Origin of the sequence: Streptomyces sp. NPDC047042, assembly GCF_040644035.1 — a bacterium.
Taxonomy (GTDB): Bacteria; Actinomycetota; Actinomycetes; order Streptomycetales; family Streptomycetaceae; genus Streptomyces.
In genome coordinates this window covers 1-18,703 of sequence record NZ_JBEYVP010000022.1, presented here as the reverse complement: position 1 = coordinate 18,703, position 18,703 = coordinate 1, and the positions used below count along the sequence as shown (strand labels likewise).

19 protein-coding genes and 2 pseudogenes are annotated in these 18,703 nt (G+C 70.1%); 10 read left to right on the top strand and 11 right to left on the bottom strand.

Annotated features, from left to right (window positions below; translation table 11 throughout):
* Positions 1-46: 46 nt before the first annotated feature.
* Entirely contained in the window at positions 47-1,153 is a 1,107-nt protein-coding gene (locus tag ABZ855_RS25495; protein WP_360810505.1) for an ABC transporter substrate-binding protein, read from the bottom strand.
* Between the two features lie 767 nt (positions 1,154-1,920).
* Between ABZ855_RS25495 and ABZ855_RS25490 the strand changes: the two genes are divergently transcribed.
* Together ABZ855_RS25490 and ABZ855_RS25485 are read left to right on the top strand one after the other, a co-directional pair.
* Complete coding sequence (locus ABZ855_RS25490; protein WP_360810503.1) at positions 1,921-2,865, top strand: hypothetical protein; 945 nt, start codon at positions 1,921-1,923, stop codon at positions 2,863-2,865.
* Positions 2,826-3,557 (top strand): hypothetical protein, encoded by a 732-nt coding sequence (locus ABZ855_RS25485; protein ID WP_360810501.1) that lies wholly within the window; start codon positions 2,826-2,828, stop codon positions 3,555-3,557. The genes ABZ855_RS25490 and ABZ855_RS25485 overlap by 40 nt, the downstream gene beginning before the upstream one ends.
* A 34-nt stretch (positions 3,558-3,591) precedes the next feature.
* On the opposite strand, the gene ABZ855_RS25480 is transcribed toward ABZ855_RS25485, so the two are convergent.
* On the bottom strand, positions 3,592-4,185 hold the full coding sequence (locus ABZ855_RS25480) for a TetR/AcrR family transcriptional regulator (RefSeq protein WP_360810499.1): 594 nt from the start codon (positions 4,183-4,185) through the stop codon (positions 3,592-3,594).
* Between the two features lie 109 nt (positions 4,186-4,294).
* On the opposite strand from ABZ855_RS25480, the gene ABZ855_RS25475 reads away from it, so the two are divergent.
* Positions 4,295-5,230 (top strand): chlorophyllase, encoded by a 936-nt coding sequence (locus ABZ855_RS25475; protein ID WP_360810497.1) that lies wholly within the window; start codon positions 4,295-4,297, stop codon positions 5,228-5,230.
* A 54-nt stretch (positions 5,231-5,284) separates the two neighbouring features.
* On the opposite strand, the gene ABZ855_RS25470 is transcribed toward ABZ855_RS25475, so the two are convergent.
* From ABZ855_RS25470 to ABZ855_RS25460, 3 genes are all read right to left on the bottom strand, one after another.
* Positions 5,285-8,353, bottom strand: coding sequence for an FG-GAP-like repeat-containing protein (locus ABZ855_RS25470; protein WP_360810495.1), 3,069 nt, complete (start codon positions 8,351-8,353; stop codon positions 5,285-5,287).
* A 118-nt stretch (positions 8,354-8,471) separates the two neighbouring features.
* Positions 8,472-8,969: a polyketide cyclase gene (locus ABZ855_RS25465; RefSeq protein ID WP_360810493.1), complete on the bottom strand. Its 498-nt coding sequence runs from the start codon at positions 8,967-8,969 to the stop codon at positions 8,472-8,474.
* A 63-nt stretch (positions 8,970-9,032) separates the two neighbouring features.
* A complete protein-coding gene (locus ABZ855_RS25460; protein ID WP_360810489.1) occupies positions 9,033-10,793 on the bottom strand; it encodes a SpoIIE family protein phosphatase in 1,761 nt (586 codons plus the stop codon).
* Positions 10,794-10,980: 187 nt separating this feature from the next.
* Here ABZ855_RS25460 and ABZ855_RS25455 point away from each other — a divergent pair.
* Positions 10,981-11,546: pseudogene (locus tag ABZ855_RS25455) on the top strand (ATP-binding protein); the annotation flags it as partial.
* Positions 11,547-11,798: 252 nt separating this feature from the next.
* On the opposite strand, the gene ABZ855_RS25450 reads toward ABZ855_RS25455, so the two are convergent.
* The 3 genes from ABZ855_RS25450 to ABZ855_RS25440 all read right to left on the bottom strand — a co-directional run bounded on the left by ABZ855_RS25450 (position 11,799) and on the right by ABZ855_RS25440 (position 13,212).
* Positions 11,799-12,209, bottom strand: a complete 411-nt coding sequence (locus tag ABZ855_RS25450) for a PIN domain-containing protein (protein ID WP_360810487.1) — start codon at positions 12,207-12,209, stop codon at positions 11,799-11,801.
* Positions 12,206-12,481: a hypothetical protein gene (locus tag ABZ855_RS25445; protein WP_360810485.1), complete on the bottom strand. Its 276-nt coding sequence runs from the start codon at positions 12,479-12,481 to the stop codon at positions 12,206-12,208. The genes ABZ855_RS25450 and ABZ855_RS25445 overlap by 4 nt, the downstream gene beginning before the upstream one ends.
* Positions 12,482-12,843: 362 nt before the next feature.
* The gene (locus ABZ855_RS25440) at positions 12,844-13,212 is read right to left on the bottom strand and encodes a VOC family protein (protein WP_360810483.1); all 369 of its coding nucleotides are present in this window, start codon (positions 13,210-13,212) and stop codon (positions 12,844-12,846) included.
* Between the two features lie 59 nt (positions 13,213-13,271).
* Here ABZ855_RS25440 and ABZ855_RS25435 point away from each other — a divergent pair, with 59 nt between their 5' ends.
* Positions 13,272-13,730 carry a MarR family transcriptional regulator gene (locus tag ABZ855_RS25435; RefSeq protein WP_360810481.1) on the top strand — a complete coding sequence of 153 codons (459 nt, stop codon included), beginning with the start codon at positions 13,272-13,274 and terminating at the stop codon, positions 13,728-13,730.
* Between the two features lie 9 nt (positions 13,731-13,739).
* Here the strand turns inward: ABZ855_RS25435 and ABZ855_RS25430 are convergent, their stop codons facing one another.
* Positions 13,740-13,958, bottom strand: a complete 219-nt coding sequence (locus tag ABZ855_RS25430) for a DUF397 domain-containing protein (RefSeq protein ID WP_360810479.1) — start codon at positions 13,956-13,958, stop codon at positions 13,740-13,742.
* 243 nt (positions 13,959-14,201) lie between these two features.
* On the opposite strand from ABZ855_RS25430, the gene ABZ855_RS25425 reads away from it, so the two are divergent.
* Both ABZ855_RS25425 and ABZ855_RS25420 read left to right on the top strand, forming a co-directional pair.
* Entirely contained in the window at positions 14,202-14,522 is a 321-nt protein-coding gene (locus tag ABZ855_RS25425) for a hypothetical protein (protein WP_360810477.1), read from the top strand.
* 262 nt (positions 14,523-14,784) lie between these two features.
* Positions 14,785-15,084 carry a DUF6342 family protein gene (locus ABZ855_RS25420; RefSeq protein WP_360810475.1) on the top strand — a complete coding sequence of 100 codons (300 nt, stop codon included), beginning with the start codon at positions 14,785-14,787 and terminating at the stop codon, positions 15,082-15,084.
* Between the two features lie 62 nt (positions 15,085-15,146).
* Here ABZ855_RS25420 and ABZ855_RS25415 read toward each other — a convergent pair whose 3' ends face one another.
* The gene (locus tag ABZ855_RS25415) at positions 15,147-15,437 is read right to left on the bottom strand and encodes a hypothetical protein (RefSeq protein WP_360810473.1); all 291 of its coding nucleotides are present in this window, start codon (positions 15,435-15,437) and stop codon (positions 15,147-15,149) included.
* Between the two features lie 401 nt (positions 15,438-15,838).
* Here ABZ855_RS25415 and ABZ855_RS25410 point away from each other — a divergent pair, with 401 nt between their 5' ends.
* The 3 genes from ABZ855_RS25410 to ABZ855_RS25400 all read left to right on the top strand — a co-directional run bounded on the left by ABZ855_RS25410 (position 15,839) and on the right by ABZ855_RS25400 (position 18,648).
* Positions 15,839-16,381 carry a hypothetical protein gene (locus ABZ855_RS25410; RefSeq protein ID WP_360810471.1) on the top strand — a complete coding sequence of 181 codons (543 nt, stop codon included), beginning with the start codon at positions 15,839-15,841 and terminating at the stop codon, positions 16,379-16,381.
* Positions 16,382-16,461: 80 nt separating this feature from the next.
* A complete protein-coding gene (locus tag ABZ855_RS25405; RefSeq protein WP_360810469.1) occupies positions 16,462-17,631 on the top strand; it encodes an RICIN domain-containing protein in 1,170 nt (389 codons plus the stop codon).
* A gap of 225 nt (positions 17,632-17,856) precedes the next feature.
* A complete protein-coding gene (locus ABZ855_RS25400) occupies positions 17,857-18,648 on the top strand; it encodes an ALF repeat-containing protein (protein WP_360810750.1) in 792 nt (263 codons plus the stop codon).
* Here the strand turns inward: ABZ855_RS25400 and ABZ855_RS25395 are convergent.
* Positions 18,609-18,703, bottom strand: a pseudogene (locus tag ABZ855_RS25395) (GNAT family N-acetyltransferase); the annotation flags it as partial. The gene ABZ855_RS25400 and the pseudogene ABZ855_RS25395 overlap by 40 nt on opposite strands.

Sequence of the window (18,703 nt, the reverse complement as noted above, 5' to 3'; positions counted from 1 at the left end):
TGTGCGGGGTGCGGGGTGCGGGGTGCGGTGTGGAACCGCCGGAGCCTCAGATGAGGCTGGGGTCCTCCTTGTAGACCTCTTCGATGATCGAGAGGTCGAAGAGCTTGTCGGCGGTGAGGTCGAGGCCGCCGTACTTCAGCGTCTTGATGTTCTCCTCGATCAGCTCCGGCGTGACCGTGAACAGGCCGCTCTTCTTGGTGTCGGCGCTCACCATCAGCTTGCTCTCGTCCTTGGACTCAAGGGTCTGCTCCTCGGTCGTCAGCCCGAGTCCCTTGCCGTACGTCTCGGCCGCGAGCTTCGCGCCGAGAGCCGGGTCGGCGATGTTCGCCTTCCAGCCCTTGATCTCCGCGCGCAGGAACGCCTTGAGCAGGTCGCGCTGATTGTCGATGGTCTCCTGGCGGACGCAGTACGTCTCCGAGACCAGCGGGTAGCCGGTGTCGGCGAGCAGCATCGTCGAGACCTTGAAGCCCTTCAGGCGCAGCGTGTTCGGCTCGTTGGTCACGAAGGAGAACCAGCCGTCCACGGTGCCCTGGGTCAGGGGCAGCGGGTCGAACTGCACCGGCACCTTCGTGATCTTCGACTCGTCCAGTCCGGTGGCCTTGATGTACGCGGCCCACACGGACTCGTTGCCTGCCTGGACGCCGATCTTCTTGCCGTACATGTCCTCCGGCTTGACGATCGCGTTCTTGGTCATCGACATGATGCAGAACGGGTTCTTCTGGAACTGGGCGCCGATGATCTTCAGCGGCGCGCCCTTGGCGACGGCGGCGCCGGTGATGTCGGGGGCGCTGATCGCGACGAGTGCCTTCTTGGTGACGACGTCCGTCTCCATCGGCGTCGCGGACGGGCCGCCGCCGATCAGCGTGACCTTCGAGAAGCCCTCGGCCGTGTAGTAGCCCTTGCTGTCCGCGATGTAGCTGCCCGCGAACTCGACGTTCTTGATCCAGGACAGTCGAAGCGTCAGCTCACCGAAACGTCCGGGACCGGAGGAGGGCGCGGAGGAGGCCGACGACGACGAGTCGGAGTCGCCGCACGCGGCGAGCAGCGGGCCGCCGAGCAGCACGGCCCCGCCCAGCTGCAGCCCCCGTCTGAGGAAGAGACGGCGGTCGGTCGCGGCGAACGATCTGTCGTCACTGCTCGTACGTCTGGTCATGGCACGTGTTCCTTTCACTGGCCGGTGGGCGCCGGCTCATGGCGGACATGAAGAACAGGGGAAGAGGGGAAGAGGGGAAGAACCGACACCGGGTACGCCCTGCTCGCGGGGAGTCCCGCGCAGTGCGGACGGAAGTGCCTGGCAGGCACTCGTAAGGTGCGTGGGTGGCGCGTGAGCGTCGGCAAGCCGGCTCCACGAGGTCAGTCGTGAGCACCCGCGGACGTCTGATGTGAACCGTGCGCCACGCGTCCGCGCGTCCAGGCCGACTGATGGACACGGCAGCGGAGGTCCGTGCGGATCTCGCTGACAAGGCTCATCGCGCTTCCCTCCGTGCTCGGTGCCGGCTGTCTGTCGCCGGACGACCCGGGCTGAGAGTGACGCACGTAGATTGCCCGCTCATTCCGTGTTCGTTACTTAGGGATTCCATGCCCGGTTTTGACCGGGGTGCTGATGACCTGGGGGAGACGCTGGTCACAGCGGTCCACAGACGCGCGGACTGCCGCGACGGCCGCATAATCGCTCGGGTGAGCGATCTGCCCGTTCCCCTGCCATCCGCAGCCGCACCCGAGAGTGCGCCCGCCTGGCTGTCCCACGATGCCTTCCGCTGGGCGGATATCCGTCTGCCGCGCTGGGCGGAGCCCCGGTGGCCGGCGCTGGCTCTGCTGGTGACCGTGTTCGCGGCGGTCCTGTCGGAGTCGTATCAGCCCTGCACGGTGGCGGCCCCGTGTGGGCCGGACTGGCTGGGCATGGTCCAGACAGGCCTCGCCGTGGTGCAGTTGGCGTGGTATTTCCGGCTGCCGGAGCTCACACTCCTCTCGGCGCCGGTGCTGGCGGTCTTCGTGGCGACGGAGGAGTTTCCCCAGCCCGGCATCGCCGATGCCGCCAACGCCGCGGTGATCGCGGCACTCGTCTTCGGCTGGGCCGCGTCGTGGCAGCGGCTCGCGCTCCGGCGGCGGCAGCGGCGGCTTGCCGAACAGGCCGCCGCGGGGGCACGGCACCCGCTCCCTGACGACATCGGTCCGCTACGGCGAGGAGTCGTCCCCCTCGCGGCCGGGCTCGTGCTCTGCGCGGTGGCCGGCCTCGCGGTCGGTCTGGCCCTGCGGGGCATCCACGAGGACGAGCAGCGGGCCGCGAAAGCGGAAACGGAGTCGGCCGTCGTCATCGGCCATGGCGAGGACACGCTGCGTGTCCGCACCTCGGACGGCTCGAAGCGCACCGTCGACGCCGCCTTCCCCGAGGACTACGACACAGACAGCACCGTGATCCTCCTGTCCGAAGGCGACTGGAGCCGCCTGGCCGCCGAGCCCTACGACGCCTTCGGCTGGCAACTGCTCGTCCTGGCCGCCGGGTTGCCGGGGCTGACCCTCCTCGTCGTCGGTGGCCTGGCGCGCCGCCCCGGGCCGCCGCGCTTCGCCGTGGGCCGGCTCCCGTCCTGCGGGTGCTGCAACGTGTGGACGACAACGTCGACACGTGGATCTACGCCGCCGACGACACCACGGGTCGTACGCCGCTGCTGCGCTGCCTGGCCTTCCCGGTTCTCGGCGACGGCGACGGCGACGGCGACGGCAGCGACAACGAGGGCGAGGACGACGACGAGGGCGAGGACGACGACGAAGGCGACGACGAGGGCGAGGACGACCTGCCCGGTCTCGACACCCGGCTGCGGGAGGCGGTGCTGTACGGATCGCCTTGCGACGGCGGCGAGTTGGTGATCGTCACCGCCGGTGAGGACGGGAACCGGGTGGTCCTGCTCACGTCCGGGCCGGTGCGGTTGCCGAAGGGAGAAGAGGGGCCGGAACTCGAAGAGTCCGAGGACGTCGTCGAGCAGCGGGACCCGGCACTTGTCGAGCGGACCGCGTTGTCGATGCGGCCGGTCGGCCGGCCGGTGCGCTGGGGGCCGGGTGTGTTCGGCCGGTGCATGGCGATACTCGTCGCGGTGTTCTTCGCGGCGGTGATCAAGTTCGGCCTGGACGAGGTGGGCGCGGACACCCTGGGCTGGCACGCCCTGCCCCTGCTGGCACTGGCGTTCGTACCGGGAGGGGTGGCGACCTTCCTCAACTGGCGTGTCACCGCCGACAGTTCGGGGCTGTGGCTGGCCGGGGCGTTCAGGGTCAGGCACGTGACCTGGGAGGAACTGCGAGCCGTCGGCTACACCGGCGGTGTTCTGGCGATAGGCCGAGCCGACGGGAGAAGGTGGACAGCGTCCCTGGGCTGGCCCTGGATGGAGCGCCGTCTGCGCCTGCGCCCGCCCTATGTGCGAGCAGCGGAGGAGATCTCCGCCATGCGGGCCCATCCGGAACTCCGCCCCACCGAGAAGAGCCCGGCGCGCGACCACGGCCGTCCGCTCGGCCCGTTGCTGACGGTGCTCTACGTCCTCTGGGCAGCCGCCTTCCTCATTTTCTGACGGCGTTCAGCGCGTCGGTCGCGTGCGGTCGCCATCAGCCCCGCGCGAGCCCCTTCAGCAGCAACTCCACCAACCGCCGCGGATCGTACCGCCCATCGCTGTCATGCCCGATGCAGAGGTTGCCGATGCCGCGCATCAACTCGTAGGGCTGCGTGCCCGGTTCGATCTCGCCCGCCTCGACCGCCGCGTCCAGCAACTGGCCGCAGACCGGGACCAGGCGGTCCAGGAAGTACGCGTGCAGGGCGTCGAAGCCGCTGGTGTCCGACTGCATGGCGTTGGCGAGGCCGTGCTTGGTGACCAAGAAGTCGACGAACAGGTCGACCCACTGGACCAGTGCCGCGAGCGGGGAGCCGGTCGCGGCCAGCAGGGTCGGGCCGGCCTCGGCGCACGCCTCGACCTGGTGGCGGTACACGGCGACGACGAGGTCCGCCCGGGTCGGGAAGTGGCGGTAGATGGTGCCCATGCCGACGCCCGCCCTGGCCGCGATCTCCCGGATCGGGGCGTCGACCCCGGAGGTGACGAACACCTCGGCGGCGGCGGTGAGCAGCGTCTGCTGATTGCGCTGCGCGTCGGCCCGTCTGCCGCGCGACGCGGGCACCTCTCCGGACCTGCCTGCGGGGTTCCCCACGCCGTCCCACCTCCCTGTTCTCCGGGCCTTTGACAAAGCGGAACAGCGCTCCGTATCGTAAGCGGAACAGCGTTCCGCTTTCCCGTCCAGTGTAAGGGAAGTCCCCGTCATGCGTGAAAACCCCGTCCTGTCCATCGCCCCCGTGGTGCTGCCGACCCCCGACCGTGCCGTTGACCTGCGGATACGAATTTCCGCTCCGCTGACGGGTCACGACGGCGACCGGCTCCCCGTCATCCTCCTCTCCCACGGCCAGGGCTACTCGAACAACCTCTCCTCGCTCAACGGCTACGCCCCCCTCGTCAATCACTGGGCGGCACACGGCTTCGTCGTCATCCAGCCCACCCACCTCAGCTCGACGACGCTGAACCTGCCCGCCGACACCCCCGGCGCCCCCCTGTACTGGCGGTCCCGCGCCGAGGACATGACCCGCATCCTCGACCGGCTCGACGAGATCGAGACCGCCGTCCCGCAGCTCGCCGGGCGCCTGGACCGGGAGCGGGTCGCCGTGGCCGGGCACTCCATGGGCGGCCACACCGCGAGCCTGCTGCTGGGCGCCCGCCTCACCGACCCGGACGACGGCACGGAGGTGGACCTGACCGAACCCCGGATCAGGGCGGGCGTACTGCTCGCCGCGACGGGCCGAGGAGGCGACGCCCTCACCCCGTACGTCACCGAGAACTGGCCGTTCTTCACCACCGCGGACTTCTCCCGGATGACGACACCCGCCCTCGTCGTCGCAGGTGACAAGGACACCTCCACCCATCTGACGGTCATGGGCCCGGACTGGCACGCCGACCCGTACGTCCTCGCCCCCGGCCCCAAGTCGCTGCTCACCCTGTTCGACGCGGAGCACGGACTCGGCGGGATCTCCGGGTACGACGTCGCCGAGACCACGGACGAGAACCCGGCGCGGGTGGCCGCCGTCCAACGGCTCACCAGCGCCTACCTCCGCAGCGAGCTCTACCCCGGCGACACCGCCTGGCAGTCGGCGCGCGACGAGCTGACGGCCGGCCCCGACCCGCTCGGGCGGATCGAGTCCAAGTGACCTGAGGAGCAGGTCAGGTCAATTCAATTCCGGCCAGGCCGGGCCAGGTTCAGGTCAGTACACGCCCTTGTACGACTGCCAGCCCGTCGCGATCCTCGTGCGTGGACCGAGCGCTCCCTTGCCGTTGCCGGAGTTGCGCCACAGGTTGCCCGCCGTGTCGCGGGAGACGATGTCCGCCTTCGCGTCGCCGGTGATGTCGCCGACGCCGATGACGGTGTTGTAGTTCGAGCCCCAGTTGACGGCGACCTTCACCCGGGCCCTGAAGCCCCCGGTGCCGTTGCCGTCGTACCGCCACAGGACGTTGGATTTGTCCTGGGCCAGCAGGTCGCCGCGGCCGTCGCCGTTGAAGTCGCCGACGCCCACGATCTTCTTGTAGCCGGACCAGTTCGCGGCGATGCGCACACGCGCCGACAACTTGCCCGCGCTCGTGCCCTTGTAGAGGAACAGCTCGCCCGTCGACGTCTTGCGGGCGATCAGGTCCGGGCAGCCGTCACCGGTGATGTCACCCGGGGAGGTCAGCAGGTTGTACTGGTTCCAGCCGGTGCCCAGGGAGACGTGCGGGGTTCCGGTGGTGAAGGCCTGCCCGCGCATCGTGCGGTACGCCCGCAGCTCGCCGTTGCCGAACCGTACGAGGATGTCGCCCCGGCGGTCGCCGTTCAGGTCGCCGAACGGGACCAGCGTCGCCGACGAGGGCCAGCCCCCGGCCGACATGGCGGAGCCGAACGTGCCCTTGCCGGTGCCGGGCCGGTAGCTGACGACACCGGACGACGAGAGAGTGAGGAGGTCGCCGATCCCGTCCGGCGCCCAGGTGCTGCTGTTGCTGAAGTCGTGGCGTACGGCGGCCCCGACGGAGACGTTCACCGTCTGCGACACCGTCAGCGGGGTGCCGGACCTGTCGGCCGGTCGCGCCGTCACCTTGAGCGTGTACGCCCCGTTGGGCACGAGCGCGCCCGCCGTGGTGCGGAGGTTCCACCGCGCGGTCAGGTTGCCGTTCACCTCGCCGCCGGTGAGCGTACGCACCACGGCACCGGTCGCCCTGCTGGTGACCGTGGCCGTCCAGGAGGCCGCGGGCTTGGAGAGCAGTCCGCGCCACTGCCACCACGGGTTGGTGCTCGCGCTGCTCTCCCAGGCGTTGTCGCTCACCTCGGACTCGATGACCCCGAGCGGCTGCGTGGCGACCCCGCTGGGCACCAGATGGATCCGGCGGTCCGCGTCGACGTAGGCCGCCGGTCCGCCGAACTTGTCGACGGTCCACGTCACCCCGCGCAGGCTGGAGTTGCCCGCCGCGAGATCGCCGATCTTCCGCGTGGCCGCGCTGCCGTCGGCGAAGTCGGTGAGGAGGAGGGCCCCGGCCGCAGTGTCGTGGCGTACGAGGTAGCCGTCGCCGAGCAGGGCCTCGCCGGACGGGACGGGGATGTTCTTCTTCGCCGTACGGTCCCAGACACCGGCCGAGGCGGTCGGGCCGCACGACCAGTAGACCCAGCGGCCGACCGTCTGCAGTTCCTTCGGGACGCAGGGGGCGGCTGTGGTGACGGTGTCGGTGGTCTTGCCGGTCTTCAGGTCCCGGGCGGTGAGGACACCTTTGGTGGTTCCCGGGGTCCACAGCCTGGTTCCCCACACGGAGGCGGCGGTGACGGAACGGGTGAGGATCGGCTTGAGGTCGGTGTAGACGCCGAGGTCGCCGACGTACTGCTTGGCGGGGGAGGAGCCGTTGACGACGGCGTACCGGCCGGTGACGTCGAGGACCTTGCCGGCGGCCGAGGGCAGATAGAAGAAGCCCGCGTCGTCGGTGTCGGAGATCGACTGGACGGACGACCCGGTGGGGTCGGAGTCGGCGCTGAACGTCACCGCGCGGCCGTCGCCGGTGGAGTACGGGCCCGCCTCGCCGTCGTCCCACGCCTCGATGGTGGAGACCCCCGGGGTGTACGACGTCCCGGAGGTCGAGACCCGCCGGGAGAAGAAGGCGCCCATGAAGCTGCCGTCGGCCTCGTCCGTGGCGAGGTTGCCGTTCTGCAGCGACAGCCGGTCGATCCTCGCGGCCACCGGTGGAACGGCGGTCACCTGCGTCAGCGCCGGCGCGCTCGCCCCCGTGTCGGCGATCTTCCGTACCGCCCAGTGCCCGGAGTCGGCGCCGCCCGCGACCAGCAGGCCGCCGTCGGGTGTCGGGGTGAGCGAGGTGGCCGCGTGCCGCAGCAGGGTGAGCGGGGCGCCGCCCGCGAAGGGGACGGCCATGAGTCGCTGGCCGGACAGGTCGGCCATGTCGCCGGCCGACGACGGGGCACGGGCGGTCACCAGCCAGCGGCCCGCGATGCCCAGGTAGGGGGTGCCCACCGTGCCCGGCAGTGTCACCGTCGTCTCGGCGGCGGACAGGTCGGCGCGGGCCAGGACATGGGCGGTCGTGCCGGACGCGTACCAGACCAGCCGGTCGGCGCTCAGGGCGACGGCCGTCGGAGCGGCGGACACGACGACGTCGCCGGTGACCTTCGCGGCGGCCAGGTCCACCAGCGCCAGGTGCCGCTTGCCTCCGAGGGCGTAGCCGATGACGGCGGTGCCGCTGTCGCCGCCCAGGACGCCGAAGTTGGCGGTGATTCCGGTGGGCCAGCCGTCGACGACAGTCCCCTCGGCGGGCTGCCCGTCGCCGCCGTACAGCCACAACTCCCGGTTGCCGTCGGTGTCCTGAGCCTGCGTCAGCACATGCGTGCCGTACGTGGCCAGATACCGGCCGTGGGTGATGGCGATGTCCGTGGCGGTACCGGCGGCCATGTCCCGCAGGACGACCTTCTCGGTGGGCGAGACGACATCGGCCACGGTGTCGGAGGACGAGCCGAGGTACGCCGGGAGGTCGAGCCGGGCGAGGGCGCCCAGCTCGGTGGTCGCACCGGTGGCGTACGACGTCCAGAGATACCCCGAGCTGCCCTCTTGCGCGTGGAGATAGCCGCTCGGGCCGGCGGCGTACAGCTGGTCCGAGCGCGGGACGTACCGGTTCGACTGGAAGACCGTGTCCGCCGCCGCCGCGACGGCGGTCTCCGCGCCGGCCGGCCCGGAGAGCGGGCCCGGGCCCGCGGTCACGGTGAGAACGGCGAAGGCGGCTATGACACCACGGGCAGCGGCACGACGGGCCAACTGGTGCTCCTGGACGAGAAGTTGGAGTCGGTCCAGCCCTCCGGCTGTCCCCCACACAAGTGCCCCAAAACTAACAGCAGCCCCACGCCAATTCCCCCGTCCCCAGGTCAGGTACTGGTCAAACCTGGCGTTCGACGGTCCGCGCGAGGATGCCCAGGGTCGACCGCAGCGCCGACTCCTGGAGGATCGGGAACACTCCGGCGGCCCGGTACCGCTCGTGGATGCGGCTCCAGTCGTAGTACGAGGTCACCTCGGTCGCCGTGCCGTTCGCGGTGGGGCGGAGTATGTAGCCGAAGTGGTGGTTGATGGGGGGCTGGAGGCGGGGGGACGTCGGGGTCCACTCGATGAGAGCGTCCTGCTCGAACCGGGTGATCTCGACGGTGACGTCGTACCGGCTCATCGGCAGGTCGCCCAGCGCCTCGCGGTCCATGTGGACGACGAACGAGTCCCCGGCCGCGCGCACGGAGTCGCCGTCGGCGCTCTGGAGCATGCCCGAGCTGTCGATCGCCACATGCCCGGCGGGGTCGCAGAGAAGGCCGAATATCCGGGTCGGCGGTGCCCCTATGACACGGGACACCTCGAACCGCTTCACATGATTCGGTTGATTCGGTGTCATGACTTCCCCGCTCCCACTCGCGCTCCCGCTCGCAGCCTCTCCTGACCGCCCGAAACCGGAATCCTAGTCATCGCTCCGGTCGTACCTGGCGGCGACCAGCGCGATGTCGTCCTCCGGGTCGGCGGGGGCGACCTGGTCGAGGACCTGGTCGAGGAGGTCCTCGGGGGCCGGGCAGCCGCGGACGCGGGTGAGGCGGCGCAGGGAGGCGTCGATGTCCTCGTGACGGCGTTCGATCAGGCCGTCGGTGTAGAGGAGCAGGGTGTGGCCCGGCTCGCAGGCGGTCGTGAGGGCGTCGTAGCGGCTGTGGCCGGTGCCCAGGGGCGGTCCGGGCGGTACGGGCAGCACGGTGGCCCGGCCGTCGGGGCGGAAGAGGACCGGGGGCAGATGTCCGGCGCTGGCGTAGGTGCAGGTGCCCCGGCGCGGGTCGGCGATGGCGATCACGCAGGTCGCGGGACGGTCGGCGGCGGTGGTGTGGAGGAGGTGGTCGAGTTCGAGCAGGATGCGGTCGGGGCCGGGTTCCCGGGCGGCGACCACACGCAGCATCGCCTGGTAGCGGCTCATCGCGACGGCGGCCTCCAGCCCGTGCCCCATCACGTCGCCGAGGGCCAGCAGCGTACGTCCGTCGTCGAGGGCGACGGTCTCGAACCAGTCCCCGCCGACGAGCACACCCCGCCCGGCGGGCCGGTAGCGGTAGGCGACATCGATGTCCGGGTGCGGACGCCCCGGCTCGGCCAGCAGGGCGCGCTGGAGCTGTACGACGGCGTTGTGCTCGGTGGTGTAGCGGCGGGCGTTGTCGAGGCTGATGGCGGCCCGGCCGGCCAGGTCCTGGGCGATCACGGCGTCGGTCTCGTCGAACAGGGGCGAGGCGCCCGCGCGCATCATGGTGACGGTGCCCACGTCGTGGCCGCGTGCGGTCAGCGGCACTATCAGGGCGGAGTGGATACCGGCGGCCATGTAGGCGGAGACGTCGCCGGTGTGGGACTCGGGGCAGGCGACGTGCCGCTCGTCCGTCAGGTCGTCGATCACCGGACGGCCGTCCGCGAGACAGCGGACGAGGGACGAGCCGGGCCGGTGGTCGACGACCTCGCCGGGCCGGCCCAGTGACCGCATGGCGGGCTCCAGCTCGGGCGTCGCCGCCAGCGCGACCCGGCGCAGCCGCAGCGATCCGTCGCGGGGTGCCCGGCTGGCGCCGTCCTCGGGCAGGACCTTCACGGAGGCGGCGTCGGCGAGCTTCGCCACCAGGAACTCGGCCAGCTCCTGACAGGTGGTGTCCATGTCCAGGGTGGTTCCGACGCGGGTGGCGGCCTCGTCGAGCAGGGCGAGCCGCTCCCGGGCCCGCTCGAGTTCGCGCTGCTCCTGGCGGGCGGCCGAGATCTCCAGCACGATGCCGACGATCCCGAGGGTGCGGCCGTCCTGCCTCAGCCGGTGGTAGGCGCCGTGCCAGTAGCGCCGCTCCAGCGAGGAGTCGGCCTGGGTGTGACCGCTGGAGATCGTCTCGCGGGCGACGCCGTCGGCGAGGACGGCACGCAGTACGTCCTCGCCCGCCTCGACCCCGGGGACGACCTCGGCGACGGTCCGGCCGAGGTGCTCGTCCGCCGGTACGCCGTTCATCCGGGCCAGGGTGTCGTTGACGTACCGGAAGCGCAGCTCGGTGTCGAGGACGGCGATGGCCGCCGGGGTCCCGTCGAGAACCTGGCTCAGCAGCTCGTGCACCCGCGTGGACCAGGCGAGCCAGAACGCGGGATCACCTTCCGGCGGCGCCACGCCGGTGACGTCGCTCTCACCTCTGCCCGCGCCCTCGTCGCCGGCCCGCTGCCGGTCCACAGCAGCATCCGACCATGGCTGGGCTGTGCGCGCATGTGGAGGCGCGGAGGCATCCTCCCGGGTGCCCACGATCCGACCGGCGCGGGCCCAGGACACAGACGCCTCGCGCTCAGGAACGTCCAACTCCAGTGTGACGAAAACTGTCGAAGTGGAGTTGGACGTATTCCGTCGTAGTCGATGTGTCCGCAAGATCGGCGCCGCCCTGGAGCGCCCGCGCAACGCCGTCGCACACCCTCTCGGAGTGCTGGAATCGACCGGCTGTATCCGCCGGGAACAGGACGTCCTCCGCTCCCGTCACCCCGTCACCCTGTCATCACTCTGGCCGACCCGGTCATCCGCCTCCTCGGCCCCCACTTCGAGGACCTGGCCCGCGACTTCACCCGCCGCCACGGCCACGCGCTGCTGCCGGCCGGACTACCCGGCCCGGTAGGCACCACCGATGTCGCCGACCGGACCAACCGCACGAAGCACGAGGTCGACGTCATCGCCCTGGCCGCCGGCGAACGCCCGCAGGCTCCCCGCGCGAGGATCGCCCTGCTGGGAGAGGCCAAGGCGACCGCCGCCCGCCGGGGGACCGGTGATCTGGAGCGTCTGGAACACATCCGTGCCCTGCTCGCAGACCAGGGGTACGACACCGCCACGACCACCCTGGCCCTGTACTCCCTGCACGGCTTCTACCCGGACCTGGTCGAACTGGCCGAACGCCGTGGCGATGTCCTCCTGGTCGACCTGCCCACGCTTTACGGCGACTGACACTCCACGTGCGGTTCGCGTAGTGGGTGGTAGTCGGGCCGGCTAGCGCGGGGAGCGGCCGAACTCCCCGGTCTTGGCGCCGGCCAGGAACGCCTGCCAGCCGCCGGGGGCGAAGGTGAGCAACGGGCCGGCCTGGTCCGGATGAGCCGCGCGCTCGCGTCCGGCGCCAGTGCTGACGAGCGTAGTAGGTCGTACACGCCAGAAGTCAATGCCGGCAGTGCCAGAGTCAGAGGTGCGGACCGTAGGGTCGGTTCAGGGCAGGAGTGTGAGCGCGGGGACGTGGGCGGGCTTGACGACGCTGAAGTGCCGCCGGTCGAGGGTTGCCACCCGGTCCACGTCGAACCGTTCGGTTACCGCGATGACCGAGGCGTCGACACCGCCGAGCGGGAAGTCGGCGTACTGGAGGACCAGCTCGCCCATCCGGGTCAGGTCGGCGGGGGTGAGATGGATCAGCTCGAAGGTTCCCCGCGCAACCTCGGTGAGGAACGCCGCTTCGACCCGTGGCCATCTCTCCAGCAGCCAGCAGACCTCGGTCATGACTGGGCTGGGCAGTAGGCGGCGGCCGGTCAGCGACGTCAGGAGGGAGGCGCACTCGGCGTGTCGCCGGTCAGCCGCGTTGAACGCCGCAGCCAGAGGGCCGGTGTCCAGGACCGTGGCGATCACGCCGAGTCGCCGAAGCGCTCGCGCATCCGCTCGCGGATGTAGTCGTCGTGCCGGTCGGCAAGATCCTCGGGGCCGTTGATGCTGCCGATCAGGGCCAGCAGTCCGGCCGGAACCGATTCCTCGGCTTCGCTCACGTCGCCTGCGGGTAGCGACTGGACGACCTCGGACAGTTCCTCGTCCTGGGCAACGAGCAGGCGAAGCCGTCGCACCTGGGTCGGGGTGAGTCGATCCACCAGGTGGTGCATGTCCTCATAGTCGAATGCAGCGGTCACACTCAGCAGTGTAGGACGGACGGCCGCACGGCCTCGGTCAGTCCGATCGACGGGGCTCGGCAAGCTGACGGTCCTCGGCAAAGGCGTCGCCACTGCCGGTACGGCGAGCGGCTCGGCGATCACTCTGAAGTCCTGCACGCCGGACGCGACGACTCAGTCCTTCGTGCTGCGTACGGACGGCACCCTCTACAACCTGGCCCGGTACGACGAAAGCCCGCAGGAGGCGCTGGCGCACATCGTCGATCGGGTGCCCCCGGTACGACTGGACTGACGGGCGACTGAACGGCACATGGGGCGGGCCTCCGGACGGACGACGGTCTCGGAGGCCCGCCTCGAAGTTCGCGCAGGTGGCCCAATTCCGGTCAGGTGCGGTCGTGGAGAGTGATCCGGTAGCCGTCGGGGTCGGCGAAGGTGAAGGTCCGGCCGAAGGGGCCGTCGATCGGTGCGGAGACGATGGTGTGACCGTCGGCCGCGAGAGCGTCGTGGATGGCCTGGACGTCGGTGGCGTGCAGCCAGATCGCGGCGCCGATGCCCGGCTGCTCGACGGACGCGAGGTCGGTGCCGGGGACGATGTCGCGGAGTGCGAACGCGATCGGCTTCGTCTCGAAGACGACGGCATGCGGAGGTCCGGCCGGTGAGCGGACGAGGCCGAGGTACTGCTCGTAGAACGCCTGCGACGCGTCGAGGTCGCGCGCTTGGAGCGAGATGAAGTCGGGGCCGGTGGCGGGCATGATGCTCCTCTGGTCGTGTCAGCTTCCTGACACGAACCAAGCTATGTCAGAATGCTGACATGAGTCAAAAGGGTGAGGGCATCGACCTGGAGACGTCGCTGGGTTACCTGCTGAAAGAGGCGTCGAGCGCCCTTCGCGCAGCGATGGAGGAGGTGCTGCGGCCCCTCGGGATGACCGTGACGCACTACTCCTGCCTCGAACTGCTGGCTCAACGACCGGGTTTGTCGAACTCCGAGCTCGCCCGAGGCGCGTTCGTGACACGGCAGTCGATGAACGTGCTGCTCCAGAACCTGGAGCGAGAGGGGCATGTGACCAGGCCGGCGAAGGCCCCCGTCGGAAAGGTGCTTCCCACGCGGCTCACCCCTCTAGGCCGTCAGAACCTCGAGAAGGCGAGCGCGGCGGTCCGGTCGGTGGAGCTCAGAATGCTGTCGGGCATGACGGAGGCCGAACGCGCGGGCGCGTTCCGGATCATGAAGAGCATGATCCGCTCCCTGCGCGACGACAACGAGGGCGCGTAGCCCCCGCGGTTACGGCAGACGGCGCGCGGACCGGCCGAACGTCGTGGACTTGGCGCCGGCCAGGAAGGCCTGCCAGCCACCGGGGGTGAAGGTGAGTGTCGGGCCGCCGGCCCGGTGCTTGCTGTCGCGTACGGCTTGGCCGCAGTTGACGGTGGCGGCCACCTCGACGCAGTTCCCCTGCGCTCTGGAATACGACGACTTCCGGAACGGGCCTACGATCTTGGTCACGATGGATCTTCCTCGCTGGTCCGTAGTGCGTGCCGGATGAGTCTGGCGCTGGCGTCCGGTGTCAGTGCTGCCGACCGTAGTAGGTCGTGGACCCTGTCCAGCCCCCCCCGGCCACGCCCGCTGGCGACGCCGGCACCGCCACCGGCGTACACCGCACGCCGGCCTGTCGCCCGTACGCCTCTTCGTCCCCCCAGGCGATGTCAGTGCCGGCACCTAGGGTGAAGCCCGAGGAGGCTGGTCGGGATGGGGTTCGTGGGTGAGGTCTGGCGGCTGGAGCGGGGCGGGGAGTCGCTCGGTGAGATCGTGATCGAGGAGGCCGACTTCCCCTGGCTGAGCGGCCGGTTCGTACCGGAGCCGGCGTTCGCCGAGGTCGAGCCGTGGTTCGTCGAGGCGATCGCGCTCATGGAGGCGGAGGAGTACGACCGGTTCGAGGACGCCTACGAACGGATCGCCCGCACCCTCACCCTGGTGGCTCCGGCGGGCCCGGTCGCGGAGTTCCTGCTGCACATCGAGGGCGACCGGGCGGACTTCCGCTGGAGCGACGAGCCCTTCGACGAGACGTAGGGCAGGGCAGGGCAGGGCGGGGCGGGGTGCGAGGGCCAAAAATGGTCACATCGATCATTTCGGGACTGTATTTGTAGATTTGGCGCCTAGATGTGAAGGAAGTATGTAGTTTCTCGAGTGGTCGCGGTGGCCCTGTATGTCACCCGGCCAAGCAAGGTCATTCACTGGGGAGCGGGCGTGTCCTGTCGGACTCCGCGTGCGGAATGGCGCTGCGGGGTCCGGGGACGGGAGGCGGCCCGCCATAGGGGAACAGGGGAAGCTCTTGCCCGACATCGATCTCGGACTCGCGACGGACTGGGATGAAGGCGACACCCACGGACGCGTCAAGCTGCGGCAGAACCAGGTCTACCCGACCTCGCCGAAGAAGGACGTGCTCATCAGTTCGCCGGTGAGCATCGAGCTGTCCGTGAACACGAACTTCTCCACCAGCCAGGAGGCGGACAAGATCTACTTCACGACCCACCACGGCAACCAGAAGAAAATCATCGGGATTCTCGACTCCAACGGCGACCTGTACATCGCCGGCCGAGTGATCCCGGACCAGAAGAACCTGAAGTACTGAGCGAAGCGGGCCCGCGTGTCACCGCGCGGGCCCGCCTGCTTTTCCGGTCGAGACGGTCGGCGTCAGCGCCACTCGGTCGGGATACGGGACAGCTGCCCGAGGAGGTCCCAGTCCTTCGGGCGCCTGCCCGGTACGTCCCACCGGGCCCCGGCGGCCACCCAGTAACCGCGAGTCTCCCGCACCTTCGACAAGTGGTCGTCGCCGAGGCCCGACTCGATGCCGCAGCAGTCGCAGATTACGTACTGAGGCGCGCCGTATCCGTCCCACAGGAGCGTCCCGTCGTCCCGGCCGCAGACGCGGCAGACGGTCTCCTCCAGGTTCCCACCGGGGGCTTCCGGTCCGACTGATGGCATATGTCTGAGCTCCGTCCCACGTCCGGCTTCCAGCGCACATTCTTCCCCCGGGGCGTCCCGTTGTCCGCTATTTCCGACAGGTCCTCGTCCCGTAGTCGCCGTATCTTCACGAGGGTCCGTACAACCTTTTGCGAGTGTGACCCATCCCATAGCAACCCCCCTGCGGCCCGCCCCATTTGGGCAATTTATTGACGTGGACAGGCCTCGGTCGCGCAGGGTTGTATTGGCCGCACAAGCAGTTTCCGGCAGTTGACCAGGGGGGCCATTTCCCTGCCGGGAGTGGGGGCTGCGTATACTGTTTTCGTATTCCTTCACACCCGTGCGCGAAATGCGTTTCCGGCCTGTTATTCCTCCTTATCCGGAGCGGCAAGGTCAGGATTGTGATGAAGGGACGTTTTCCCATGCCCACGAGTTCGTACCGCGGGAGACTCATCGGGACCGGTGTGGCGGCGCTCGCCGCCGGCGCCCTCGCTTGGACCGCCGTGGCGGGCAGTGGCAGCGCCCCCGCGCAGGACGCCGCCGCGAACCGTGCGTCCGGCGCGGTGACGGCCGTCGCCGACGAGGCTCCCGGGTACGCGGTCGAGACGTTCGACTACCCGAACGCGGACAAGATCCTCGCCGAGCAGAACATCGTCCTCAAGCGCGGGGACGGACACATCACGCTGGCCGACTGTGCGAGCGGTACGGGCCTGTTGGAGGTCTGGGCGCGTGAGAAGGCCGACCGGATCTGTTTCAAGGTCGTGGGCAATTCGGGCTGGCTGACGCTGGAGATCCCGTCCGTCTATGCCGTCAAGGGCAATGACTACGCGACCGAGGTCGACATGACGGTGGGGGCGGAGGAGAAGTCCTTCGACGTGGAGAAGAACACCTGGACCGCGGTCGGTGAGAGCGCCGACGAGCAGGGCCGCGAGCACATGCTCGTGGAGATCAGGAGCTCCAAGTAACCGGCCGTCCAGCACCTCTCGCCGTTCGTTCCGCAGGCCGCCCGACCGGCCCCGCGGACCTCCACCCAAGGAATCCCGTCATGCGAAACACCAGGCCGAAGCGTCTGTCCACGCTGGCCGCGGCCCTGCTCGCGATCCCGGTCGCACTGGGCGCCGCGCCCACCCCCGCCTCCGCCGTCACCGGTACGGCCGCCCCCGCCACCGGTGCCACCTACGCCGCGCAGATCATCGTCGGCGACCACGACCGGGGCTGCTCCGGCGTCCTCGTCGCCAGGCAGTGGCTCCTCACCGCGGCCAGCTGCTTCGCCGAGGACCCGGCGACCAGCATCTCGGTCCCCGCGGGCAAGCCGTCCCGTACGACCATCGCGACCATCGGCCGCTCCGACCTGACCGGCACCGCGGGCGCCGTGCGCGAGGTCGTCGACATCGTGCCCAGCGCCGGACGCGATGTCGTCCTGGCCCGGCTGAACCAGTCGGTGACCAACGTCACCCCCATCGCCCTGGCCACCACCGCGCCTGTCGCGGGCGAGGAACTGCAGTTCGCCGGATACGGGCGTACGGCGACCGAGTGGGCGCCGTCCACCCTGCGCACGGGCGCGCTGTCGGTGGACGCCTCCACCGCCACCACGCTGACCGTCACCGGCAAGAACGGCGCGGCGGCATGCCAGGGCGACACCGGCGGCCCCGTCGTACGCACGGTCGGCGGTGTTCCCCAGCTGGCGGCTCTCAACAGCCGCTCCTACCAGGGGGGCTGCCTCGGCATCGACGCGGCCGAGACCCGCACCGGCGGCATCGCCACCCGGGTCGACGACCTCTCCACCTGGGTGTCCGGCTTCGTCAACGGCTTCCGGCCCGTCAAGAACGTCGGGACCCAGAGGTGCCTGGCCGTCCCCGGCGCCGACCTGGACAACGGCGTCGCCCTGATCCAGTGGGGCTGCAGCACCGGCGCCGAGCAGCAGTGGCGCCTGGAGCCCGTCGCGGGCGGGAACAACGACCGCTACACCGTGCGGAACAGCAACAGCAAGAAGTGCCTGGCGATGCCCGGGGCCAGCAAGGAGGACGCCACCCAGGCCATCCAGTGGCCTTGCTCCACCGGCACCGAGCAGATCTGGATCCAGGACAGCCTCGGCCGGCTGCGGAACCTGAACAGTGACAAGTGTCTCGCTGTCCCCGGCAACAACCCCGCCGTCGGCACCAAGGTCATCCAGTGGCCGTGCTCGACGGGCGTCGAGCAGCGCTGGACCTGGTAGCACGCGCGTCGGAGGCCCCGGCCTCTCCGGGCCGACGGCTTCGCGCCCGCCTTTGACGACAACCAGGGCGGCCTTCCTCGGGAGGCCGCCCTTTTCGCACGGGTCCATAACCGACCAAACACGGGTCCGTAACCAACCAAAACGCAATGGAGTACTGCATTGAGTGTCAGATTGCGAGCCGTGCCGGGAGGGCGCGGCTTCGTCGCGGCGCTGATAGCCCTGGCCATGGTCCTGGGCATCGACGCGCCCACCGCTTCGGCCGTTGACGACGTACCGGGGTTCGACAGGGCGGACGTCCTCGAGGCCTGGAAGTACGGCGGTCCGGGCGTCCGGAGGGCGGCCGAGGAGGCCCTGCTGGGGTCGGACGCGGACGTCCAGACATTCATGTCCGAGGACCTGCCCGACATCTGGGAAACGGATCTGCGGGTCCAGGTCGCACAGGTCATGGCCCTGGGCGGACCGGCCGTGCGGGAGGCGGCCAACACCGCCCTGAGCGGCGACGCCGACCAGTTGCAGACCTTCCTCGACGCCTCCTATCTCCCCGCCTACGACGAGGATCTGCGCGTCGAGGTGGCACAGGTCATGGCCTTCGGCGGGCCGGGCGTGAAGAAGGCGGGCAACACCGCGCTGAGCGGCACCAGCGACGACTGGAGCGCGTTCATCACGACCGGGCAGTACAAGGCGCGGGCGGACGACAACCGGGTCCGGGCCACCCAGTTGATGTTCTCGGGCGGGGCGAACGTAAAGCTGCTCGCCGGCCAGGCGCTGGACGGTACGGATGAGGACGTCCAGGAGTTCCTGGACGACGGGTGGACCGTCGCGGCCGCACGTGACCAGGAGACGCTCACCGTCACTCAGCTGGCCGAGCTCGCCGACCAGGCGCAGAAGCAGGCGAAGGAGCTGACCGAGACCGCCAAGGAGGAGGCGGCCAAGGCCGAGAAGGCCACCCAGGCGGCGAAGGCGGCGGCGCAGGTCGCGGCGCCGATACCGCGCCCGCCCGCGTCCGGCGCGAGATAGACGGTCACCTCCACCGTGGTGCCGTACGCCGGCTTCGCGCGGAAGGGGCCCGATG